This is a genomic window from Caballeronia humi, assembly GCF_001544475.1.
Taxonomy (GTDB): Bacteria; Pseudomonadota; Gammaproteobacteria; order Burkholderiales; family Burkholderiaceae; genus Caballeronia; species Caballeronia humi.
On the sequence record NZ_FCNW02000059.1, the window covers coordinates 19,933 to 30,279 of the forward strand.

A 10,347-nucleotide genomic window follows, 5' to 3' on the forward strand; every position below is an offset into this window, starting at 1 on the left:
CGACCTGAAAGGGTGCAGACTTCCGTGTGGTGCAGCTGTCGCAGGCCCACTTTTTAGATTCGCCGTGGGGCAGCTTGTGAGAGACCGGCTGTTTGCGGTTCAGCGCCCTCGTCTCAGCAATGAGATGAATCGACGAGGTGACGCGTGCGAAGGGCTTGTGCGGTTTGACAAGACCGGCGTCAGTGTGACGTTTCATGCTGTGCGCGAGCCGTGTGCGGCGAAAGTCGCACGCACGGTTCTTCGGGGGCCCCGCTGCTGAGAGGCAGTGGGGCTACCCACTCGCGGTAGCAGTAGGTTCGGTTTGTCTGTTGCCGCCTCTTTCGTTCGGCGGTGCCCTAATAACCTCGCCCTAACTCCGTTTCCACATCCCGCTCGTCGAACCGGACATGCAGATCGCCCGCATCCGGCTCTCGGACAAGACATCACGCCTTCGTACACGGCAGGTTCACAACCAGGGACCAGTCAGACGCACGAGACCGAAGTGCCCGTAGAGGTGCTGGGATGGATAAGTCCCGCCCCTGCGACGTCTAACCTTGTACTTGTTGCGTAACCACCGACGCAACCGCGTAGCGGTGTAGTTGTCGAGCGCCCGATACGCGCGTCTGTCCGTGCCTACATTGAAGTAGTTCGCCCAGCCGCGTAGCGTGCGGTTCAACTTGCCCACCAGTTCCGTGGTCTCTTGCCACACTGTCTTAAGAGCGGTCATCGCATGAATCTTCTCAACCATACGCCGAATACTCTTCTTCGACGGCCGCATGCCCATACGGGCCTGCCCTGTCGTCGCAGAGTACAACCGCCCAAACGTGTAGCCCAGGAAGTCGAATTCGCCTTCCGGCACCTTGCAGATTCGTGTCTTCTCCTCGTTGACCGTCAACTTCAGCTTCCCCATGATCTCGCGCAGACGCAGCAAGGCTTCCTCAGCCTTACCCGTCTTGCACAGGATCACCAGATCATCCGCGTAGGTCACGATTCGACTACCAAGACTGCGCTGAAGTCCGAGCTTCTTCCATGCCAGCACAAACCGGCGCATATAAATATTCGCCAGCAGTGGTGAGATGGGTGAGCCTTGCGGAATGCCACGTCTGCTATCCCGGGCCTCCGTCGTGCGTTTCCTCCGACCTCGGTTATCGGTTTCTTCAACGGGGCATTCCAGCCACATCCGGATCAGATGCAGCACGCGCCGATCAACGATGCGCCGCGCGAGCGACAGCATCAATTCGGCGTGTGGAATACTTCCGAAGTAGTCCGCAAGGTCGGCGTCAACGACGTCCGTTTGCCCTCGATGCAGTCGCTCTTCCACTTCGATCACCGCTTGCTGGGCGTTTCGCCCCGCGCGATAAGCGTATTGCTCTTGTGGAAGGTCCGCTTCGAAGATCGGTTCGAGCACCAGCATCGCTGCTGTCATGCACACCCGATCTCGCAAGGTCGAGATGCCCAGTGGCCTCAGCTTGCCATTGGCCTTCGGGATAAACACTCTTCTGATAGGGTCCGGCCGGTAACTCTCCTGCCTGAGCGCAAGCGCCAGTTCGCCGAGCCACTTCTGCACCCCATACGCTTCGACCTCCGCGAAGTCTTGCCGATCGACACCCGGCGCGCCCTTGTTCGAACGGCACTGGGCATACGCATGCGCCAGCAAATCCTCGCGGTAGATCTTGTCGTACAGCGCATAGAAGCGATACCCGGCTTCTGCCTTCGCTTTCGCGTGTAACGCCATCTGCAGCTTCTGAACACTGATCGGAGTTGATAGGTTGCCCAATCTCCAGGTCCCTCACTACTTGTTGCGTTTGTCTTGAACTGAGGCCCCTTCCCTCCACCAGCGTTACCCGGCTTCATCGGTACTACGGGCCTCTCCGTCATCCCAAGGCGCCCGGCCTGTCCCTCACGGGCGTCCGGTTGGTCATCCCTGACCACGCCGAGGGACTTCCCGTGTTGCGTACGCTTTCCTTGTGTACATGCTGTCGCCACTACCCCGGCGCAGCGACTGGGCGTCCAGCCTGCTCATTCACCCAGCCGTATCAGCCTTCCCCGATAGGGTTGTCGGGTCGGCCTGCGCATCGACCTTTTCGAGGTTTGCTCGGCGTTCACTCGCGTTACGGCCTGCACACTCGCGCTGCCACCAATTCGTGACACGCATCACCGAAGGCTTCAACCGTTTCGTTACCTCCACGACTGCTCCGGTTGCTTCCGGCTGGAGCATTTGCCGGGTGGGACTTACACCCACTGGAAAGCGCCACCTTTTCACGGCGCACACCCAAACCGGTCCGTGACGACTACGAATGTCCTGCGGCCGGTTCTAGCTTTCAACGGTCGTTCAAGCGAGGCACGCTGTACGCCCCACTCTTTTCATTTTGCAAAACAAAGCTAACTAGGGAACCACTGATTTATTCGGCTGGCTGGTCATCGTCGAGCGGGGCGCAGGCGTTGTAGAGAAAGGCTCCGGACTTGGCATAGCGAATGAAACGACAGATTAGTTTTGCGGAAGCGGAATGCGCCGGCAAGAAGCGCGTGACGCGTCGACAGCGCTTTTTGACCGAGATGGACAGCGTCGTGCCTTGGGTGCGTCTGCTGGCAGCACTCGAACCGTACTATCCCAAGGGCGCGCGGGGGCGGCCGCCGATCGGGCTGGAGCGCATGTTGCGCATTTACTTCCTGCAGCAGTGGTATGGGCTGTCGGACGAAGGACTGGAAGACGCGCTGTACGACAGCATCGCGATGCGCGCCTTTGTCGGGATTAATCTGGCGGTTGAGAATGTGCCGGATGCGACTACCTTGCTGAAGTTCCGCCGCCTGCTGCTCAAGCATGATCTGACGCGCCGACTGTTCGACGAGATCGGGATCTCGCTGTGCGAACGCGGCTTGATGATGAAGGAAGGCACACTGGTGGATGCGACGATCATTGAAGCGCCGTCGTCGACCAAGAACGCCGAGAAGCAGCGCGACCCAGAGATGCATCAGACCAAGAAAGGTAATGAGTGGCACTTTGGTATGAAGGCCCACATAGGCGTGGATGCCGACTCTGGGCTAGTGCATAGCGTGGTGGGGACGGCGGCCAATGAATCGGATGTATCGCAGGCGCATGCCCTGCTGCATGGTCATGAGCAGCTGGCATTCGGCGATGCGGGCTATGCAGGGGTGCACAAGCGAGAGGAAATGCAAGGCGCTGCCGTAAAGTGGCACGTTGCCATCAAGCGCGGCAAGATCAAGGCGATGCGCGAAGGCGCATTGAAGGATCTGCTGATTGCTGCGGAGCGAACCAAGGCCCAGATCCGGGCGCGGGTCGAGCATCCTTTCCATGTGATCAAGAATCTTTTTGGTCATCGCAAGGTACGCTACAAAGGTCTGGCGAAGAACACGGCGCAGTTGTTGAGCCTGTTTGCTCTGGCAAATTTGGTGCTCGCCAAAAAATCGTTGTTGAGCTGTCGTGGGAGTAGTCCGTCCTGAGCGCGCAAAGCGCATCGGGAGAGGGATCAAGCCAGGCCCTTTCTGGAAAAAATCCTGCTCGACACGCACTTATATTCGCATCGCAAAATTAGATGATTAGATCGAGAGCCTATCCCACACACAAAGGCTTTTGATCAGCGCTTCCCTAGGGATGATGGCGGATGCGCCTGCCACCTGCTGACCAACGGATTCGCCATCACCTAATTGCATCCATCTCATCTGCTCTCGGCTAAGCGTCGAACCGTGACCGATTCTCGACGAGGATATACGCGATGTGAGGACCGGCTAACGCTGCGATAACATCGATGGACAGCTTTGGCGATCAGATGCAGTGAACGTTTTCATCGCTAGCTCGATCGGTGCGACACGCTAGTGAAGAAGCTACTCACCAGGCGCGATACGCCGCGCTTTGAATACGCCCGTAAGGACATAGATAACAAATGATCTCCGGAGTGCTCCCGGTCGGGATGCGCCCTCGGAAATGACCTCTTGTACGTCGTCAACAGTCAAGACCGGTCGAAAGACCATCATATTGCCTAATCCCTAGCGTATTACCTTGCCTGGCCCTATAGATTTAAGTCGCTCTCGCGCCAATTGCCGTTTGATTAGTCGCCGCGCGAGTCCTATATTGCAACTAAATGGCGCTCCCCGCGGCCCTTTGCGTCGGGATCGACAGAGAGCCTTGGGCACGTGCTCGGCGACTCACGAGCGAATGCGGACGTTAAGTTGCAGACGACTAACTAACGGTTGACCAAACGATCAGCGTTGTGCGATCCGACATCATGAAATTCGACTTGCGAAAGTCTTCTTTTGCCTGCCTTGCCTTCCTGACTTTCACGTCGATCACACTTGCGAACGACGGTGGAGGCGATGAGAGCGACCGCGATCGCCACGATGGTCCTCGGAGGCTGCGGGTATTCGACAGCAGGGGCATCGTGGTCGGCCCGCTCGTTAATGCTCCATTCTCGAGTTTCTCGAGTGGTGTAGTCATCACTGTCAACGGCGCGACTGTCGTTGTCCCGATAAGGCGGATGACGGATAGCGGCGGTCACATCTCGTCCTCTCAATATGCATGGGCGGAAGGAAAGCCGTGGTACCCAACAACTGATTGCAGCGGCCCTCCGGCAGTCATCGACACCTTTGCCGTGCTGAGACCGATCGAAGTTGTACGACGCGGCACCGATGTGACGGCCTACATTGCTTCCGATACCCACACGGCTTCGGCCGACCTCAGATCCTACTCCGACGCGAAAGATCAATGCACCGCGTACAACCTTCTAGGCGTGGGAGGAGTCTGGATGGCTGGGTCTGCCTATGCGCTAACACAATACTATCTGGAGCCGCTTACCGTTCACTACTGAATGCTATGACGCTACTCCGAGTACCGCGAAGGAGATCCTCGTGAAAGCTCCAATCAAGACTGCGGTGATCCTAATTGCCGTTGCATCGTTATGGAGCGGCCGCGGAACGGCCGACGATCCACGTACACGGCATGAAGGTGAACGTCGCTTTCTGGCAGTTGTCGATGCGCACGGGAGATTCGTGGGCCCTTTAACGTCCGGCCGCACTGACTTCTTCAACAACACGCCCCCTGGTGTTGTGCTAACGGTGAATGGCGCTATCGTATTTGTACCGATCCACCGCGCGAGCGATGCGGACGGCCATACTTTGGCGTCGCACTACGTCTGGGGCGACGTTTCTTACGGGTATTCCTTCAGAACAAGCGACTGCAGTGGCCCGCCTTTCATACGGGGTGAGCCAACCGGTAACTTACGCCCTGCCGCCATCGTGCGGCAGGGTGGCGAAGCGACGCTTTACATTGCGCCCGACTCTTTCTCGTCCGACTTTGCACCGTTGGTGCGCTCGGTGCGGTTCGCCGAGGGCCCATGCGCAAGCTTGACGCCCGTTGATCGAGAGGAAGGCTGGACGCCCGAGAGCAGCTTCTCGCTCTCCGAGCACTTCCCGGAGCCGCTGACCGTCCGGTGACGATCCATCTGCAGACAACCCCGGGGTAAGGCGTGCTGAGGTCACAACACTCGCATTGACGGGAGACCGAAATGTGCAGATTGCTTTTTGTCGTTACTCTCCTGCTCTTCGCAACGCCGGCGGTCCCCGGCAGTGACCACGACGGACACGTCGTCCACGGGGATGACCGACGGCACGGGCACGATGTCCTCAAGGTTTTCGACGCGAACGGGAAAGTCGTCGGGCCGCTGGCCATTGAGGGCCTCGGCAAAGGCGTGATTCTGACAGTCGGAGGAGCGCGAACGTTCGTGAGTGTCTATCGACGCATCGATGAATCTGGCCGGCAACATGCGTCGCAATACGCATGGTCTGCAGGCGGGCTCGCCTTCCCGACGCCAGACTGTAGCGGCCCCCCCGCCATCATCAATGCTTGGCCCGTCCTGAGGCCATCCCAACTGGTTAGATTGGGCGGGAAGGTAACCCTTTATCTCGCGCCCGACGGCCCCACCACGACGATACTTGTTCGTTCAAAATCGGGCACGTTCTGTTATACCTACCCGGGAGGCCATTCCGGCCAACCACCTTTCACGGCAGAAGCCTGGGGCGTGGAGGCGGTCTACACGCTCGACTACCCCGAGCCGCTCTCGATCCACTATTGAACGCTCGGGCATTCGCTACGAGCACGAATAGAGCCGAACGGTAGCGCATGCGGTATGCAAGGCGAGCAATAAGCTATATGTCACCGAGCATGTCATTTAGCCGAGGTGCGTCGTAGGCGCGCCACGCTTGCAGTCATGCCCTGTTTGCAAAAGGCTTGCGGACGATGAGATCGATGAGCACCATGCGCATCTCCTATTCAACTCGACAGGTTCGATGTTCGACGCTCCAGGCATATGGGTTATCGAGGCCGAACCTGTAAGTCCGGCGCCACTGACCGCAGGCCGCAGCTTAGCCGTCGTCCGAAGGACCGACTCGCCGACGGGATATATGACCGCTGCTGGCCGAGCCCGGACCGACGTTGAACCCGCGGAGTGCTCTGCCCTTGATCGGTATGCGTAGGGCAGAAGTCGACTCCGTACGTCCGTTCGACTCAACATGGCTTCTACGAACAGCTTAACGTTCAACTGCCATTCGCTGAGATAGGATCGCCCGCCGGTCCCCGGCTGTTGCCGACGTTCCCTAAAAGCCGACGACGGCCAGCAGCCTTTTCATAGGCACCCGACGGTACGACCGCGTTCTATATCAATTGCGACGACCGGCATTGTCTTGCGATATTTCGCAATTCCAGCGCCGAGGCCTGGCAAGCACGCTACGCTCGAAGGCGATCACGAAGCCCGGTCGCTTGAGGCATCTTCCTACAATCCGTATGCATGAATCTTGTGGTCGAAACCTGCCACGAACAATTGCCCGTTGACGACCGTCGGAGAAGCGAAGATACCACCGGTCACGCGATCGGCAACCGGGAGGCTGGCGGTGCTCCAAAGCTGCTGGCCGCTTTGCGCATCGACGGCGTACACATCACTTGCTACGCCGGAGGCGTAATAGACGACCCCGTTCGCTGCCACGGGCGGAACCGGAGGAGCGATCGAGGTGCCGCGGACTCGCAGGTTCCAGACGGGCGCGATGGAACAATCCGTGTGAACCGACAACGCCACGAGGCCGTTGCTGACCAACCCCGAACTGACATAGATCTGGTTCAGCACCGGATCGAATGCAGGTATACCGTTGAAGCTTCCTCTTCCGTCCGATTCGCCGATCAGGAAAGAATTGATGGGTCCGCTAGCGAGGGTGTTGCGATTGTAAATGTACAGCATCCCGGTCTTTTGGATCGCAGCCAACATCGGCGGGCAATTACGGCTCTGGAACAGCAGCGGCGTCGCACCGAAGTCCACGTCGCGATTGTTCGGAGGCGGAGGCGCGGGCGCGTCTGCCGCATCGACGACGAGACTGGGCGTCAGCCTCACGACATGCTCCGCGTAGGGCAGATTCTCCGGATCTGAAAACGAGTTGCCCGTCGCCGTGTAGAGCCACAATCCATTCGACGTAATGGAGATGCCGCCTGGACCCCATATGCCGCCGCCGTCGGGTCCTGTCGCGCCGGTGGGGAACCATCTTTGCAGGACCTCAAAGTTAGTGGTCGACACACGTATTACCTGGCCGTGATATGGCCTGCGGTCACATCGGCTGGCGGTGGCAACATAGATGTCGGAGCCGTTGAGCGTCGGGCTGCCATACACAAACGTTCTTGGCGATCCGTTTGCCGGATCCAGCAATTGCACCCACGGCATAACATCGGCGCCGGTGGACAGATCAAGCGCATGCAGAAATCCGAAAGCAGTCACCACGTACATGCGGTTAGTGGCCCGGTCGAGGGTCGGCGTGCCGATCGTGCCGAGCAAGCGATTGGACGCGTTGAAATCAGCGCAGTCGGTCTGCACAGTAGGCGCCTGGACGCTCCAGATGATCGCGCCCGTCGCGGCGTTCAAGGCCACGATCCTGCCGAGCCATGTAGCCGCATACACCACATCCGTCGGCACGCCATTGATGAGAACACCGGTAGCTAGCGTCGGCTGCGTGGTGGTGGGGCCTCCGATGTCGGTCGCCCAGTGTTGCCTCAGTTGAGGAACGTTGCCCACTCCGAGCACGCGCTCAGCCGCGTTATAACCGATACGCTCCTTGTTCATCCCGAAGGTGGGCCAGTCCGTGCCGACCGCCTGCGCGTTGGCGCATATCGACGTGAACGTTGCGATGGCGGCAGGAATGAGTATCGAAGCTGCCCGGCGCGCGAAGGACGTTACGTTCATTTGGCACCTCGGAAACTGAGAAGATCTTCGGGTTGGCAAGCACATAGGAAACGATCGAAGGCGTGGAAGGGAGCGCAACGGCGAAGGCCGCAGCACATCAACCAATTCGCGGCCGGATGCTTTCCATAACCAAGACACTTTATGTAACCGCCGGCGAAACGCTACATGAACCCGTAGGCGTCAGAGTTGTTATAGCAGGTCTTTCTGGAACTTTAAGGACTGTTGCGCGGCCAAAGCGGACATCAATTCCATGGTCCATTAATCAGTAGATTGCTTGCTGTGCCGGCCGGTGTGTCCTGGCGGGTCGACGGGAGCTCGTCCGGAACACAAGCAAAAGCGTGTGGCGCCGTGCTGAAGCCGGGAGTACGCCTCCATACTTCCCCATCGCCATGAATGACTCGTTCCTGAGCGGACCCGCCACTTGCATGACCGAGCGACGATGCGGGCTAATGACGCGTCCTGGCCGGCCCCTGCCTGATGCTTGCCCTTGCCGGATCGATTATTTGCCTGCACCGGTAGACGGGATACAAGTCAGTATGAGAATCCCCCCGTTATCTTCGGCAGACTTAACTGCAGCCTGGTGGAAATCTACCGGCCCGCAAGACCATTCGGCAACGAAATCGGCCTTGCAAGCCTTTCGAGTACTAAGGGCCGCGGGCAAGGCAACCGGATAACGGCAGGTATCGGCGGAGTTACAGTGCAGAGCCAGCTCCCGCGTCGAATTGCCATGATGGGCGCCGCAATTCCCACCACAGGTACCTGATTCGATTCGTATGGGGGTCAGCCAACGCGTTCACGCTAGTTCCGAAAAGACCAGCAAGCGACAGGAGTGTGCAGATTGCTCGGATCATGGTTGTCTCCATTGTAGGAGCCACAGACGGACCGCTAGTTTAGCGCTCCATTTTCGTAATGACGCGAAGGGGAAGACTAGAAGTGCACAAGCCGCGAATCGTTTTATCGGTATCGGCCGCTTTGCGGGTCGATCCCAACAACCGTCGCGCCGATTCAACGCGCGCGGTCGAGCGAAGGTCTCGCACGCGCGCGACGCGGCAGCGAAGTCGCTTATGATGGCGGTCGGCGTTCGCCCGGTTTCGACGATCACCCGTCGTCTTCCAGCAGCACGGCAATGGTTCCACGCTCGCTCTGGCAGCCCGCCTCGTAGTCAACGTCGTGCGGCACGAGATGCTGGATTGACCGCAGCAATCGCGGCGCGAAGCTTGCGCCGAAGCGCGCCACCAGCGCGTCGCGCTCACTTTGTTCCGCGCTCGCGAGCGCGCGCAACTCCGCGAGTGGCAGGCCGACGAATAGGTCCAGCGGGAAAGGCGGTGAGTCTGGGTCGTCGTCCGGACTTTCTGGTGAACGAATCCGCAAGCCAGGCTGCAGGTGCGTTTGCAGTTCCATCGTGAACGTGTAGCGCGCATTGCTGGCAAGCGCGGTCTTTGCCTCGCTCAGCAGGAACGGCGCAATGGCCTCGACGGCAGCAAGTTCTTCATCGTTGAGCATAATCGATCTCGTTGGGCGCCTTTGCCTTCGGCGCGGGCTTCAGACAGCAGGAGCGTTGCCATGCGCAGCGAATGTACACCCATAGGCCGGGTCGTCCCTTCGTCAAATCTAATCCAAACCGGTGAATCTTCGCAAAATGTGGTGTCGGCACAGTTTCGCGTCAGAGGACCTTCGCATTTCAACTGACGACGACTGCGCCGCATGAAACTGCGATCGCCCCAGTGAAATCGCAGCAGCCGTCGGCGATGGCGACGATCAGGACGCTCTCCACCGAGCCGCAGATGCGACGCGGCACCTGAATGGAATTGCAGACACTGCCCGATGAGTACAGCTTCATTGTGTGCCGGAACGACGACACCGATCCTATGTTCTCGATCTTGTTATGCGCGCTTTTCCGCAACGGCGGTTTCTCAGCAGATAGTTGAGCGTTGAAGTGTTTAACGGGTGTTGCGCCGCAATTCTTGAGAAGGGGGTTGGTAACTGGGTCGAGCGGCACCACCACGACTGCGCGTAGGCGGCCACGCCGTCGCTAATTCGGAACCGGTCAGCCGAAACCGAGATCAATCATTATCCGTCTGGTGTAGACCCTCGAAAAATTCACACCAAACTGCTTATAAATGACCTGTTGAAGGCG

8 protein-coding genes are annotated in these 10,347 nt (G+C 58.8%); 4 read left to right on the forward strand and 4 right to left on the reverse strand.

Features of this window, described 5'->3' with window-relative positions; genetic code table 11:
- Positions 1-445: 445 nt before the first annotated feature.
- Entirely contained in the window at positions 446-1,756 is a 1,311-nt protein-coding gene (gene ltrA / locus AWB65_RS29870; RefSeq protein WP_235007843.1) for a group II intron reverse transcriptase/maturase, read from the reverse strand.
- A gap of 698 nt (positions 1,757-2,454) precedes the next feature.
- Here ltrA and AWB65_RS29880 point away from each other — a divergent pair.
- The 4 genes from AWB65_RS29880 (at position 2,455) to AWB65_RS35925 (ending at position 6,065) form a co-directional block, all read left to right on the forward strand.
- Positions 2,455-3,441: an IS5 family transposase gene (locus AWB65_RS29880; protein ID WP_087670547.1), complete on the forward strand. Its 987-nt coding sequence runs from the start codon at positions 2,455-2,457 to the stop codon at positions 3,439-3,441.
- A 782-nt stretch (positions 3,442-4,223) separates the two neighbouring features.
- Positions 4,224-4,802: a hypothetical protein gene (locus AWB65_RS29885; RefSeq protein WP_125474246.1), complete on the forward strand. Its 579-nt coding sequence runs from the start codon at positions 4,224-4,226 to the stop codon at positions 4,800-4,802.
- A gap of 40 nt (positions 4,803-4,842) precedes the next feature.
- On the forward strand, positions 4,843-5,427 hold the full coding sequence (locus AWB65_RS29890; protein ID WP_087670549.1) for a hypothetical protein: 585 nt from the start codon (positions 4,843-4,845) through the stop codon (positions 5,425-5,427).
- 71 nt (positions 5,428-5,498) lie between these two features.
- On the forward strand, positions 5,499-6,065 hold the full coding sequence (locus AWB65_RS35925; protein ID WP_125474247.1) for a hypothetical protein: 567 nt from the start codon (positions 5,499-5,501) through the stop codon (positions 6,063-6,065).
- Positions 6,066-6,761: 696 nt separating this feature from the next.
- Here AWB65_RS35925 and AWB65_RS29900 read toward each other — a convergent pair.
- The 3 genes from AWB65_RS29900 to AWB65_RS35930 all read right to left on the reverse strand — a co-directional run bounded on the left by AWB65_RS29900 (position 6,762) and on the right by AWB65_RS35930 (position 10,215).
- Positions 6,762-8,210 (reverse strand): outer membrane protein assembly factor BamB family protein, encoded by a 1,449-nt coding sequence (locus AWB65_RS29900; protein WP_159907859.1) that lies wholly within the window; start codon positions 8,208-8,210, stop codon positions 6,762-6,764.
- Positions 8,211-9,308: 1,098 nt separating this feature from the next.
- Positions 9,309-9,713 carry a hypothetical protein gene (locus tag AWB65_RS29910; RefSeq protein ID WP_327359315.1) on the reverse strand — a complete coding sequence of 135 codons (405 nt, stop codon included), beginning with the start codon at positions 9,711-9,713 and terminating at the stop codon, positions 9,309-9,311.
- A gap of 178 nt (positions 9,714-9,891) precedes the next feature.
- On the reverse strand, positions 9,892-10,215 hold the full coding sequence (locus AWB65_RS35930; RefSeq protein ID WP_125474248.1) for a hypothetical protein: 324 nt from the start codon (positions 10,213-10,215) through the stop codon (positions 9,892-9,894).
- Between the last annotated feature and the right edge of the window lie 132 nt (positions 10,216-10,347).

Bases quoted from the DNA above. Each gene is read 5' to 3' on its own strand.
- AWB65_RS29880 (WP_087670547.1), top strand. From the start codon at position 2,455: ATGAAACGACAGATTAGTTTTGCGGAAGCGGAATGCGCCGGCAAGAAG.
- AWB65_RS29885 (WP_125474246.1), top strand. From the start codon at position 4,224: ATGAAATTCGACTTGCGAAAGTCTTCTTTTGCCTGCCTTGCCTTCCTG.
- AWB65_RS35925 (WP_125474247.1), top strand. From the start codon at position 5,499: ATGTGCAGATTGCTTTTTGTCGTTACTCTCCTGCTCTTCGCAACGCCG.
- AWB65_RS29900 (WP_159907859.1), bottom strand. From the start codon at position 8,210: ATGAACGTAACGTCCTTCGCGCGCCGGGCAGCTTCGATACTCATTCCT.
- AWB65_RS29910 (WP_327359315.1), bottom strand. From the start codon at position 9,713: ATGCTCAACGATGAAGAACTTGCTGCCGTCGAGGCCATTGCGCCGTTC.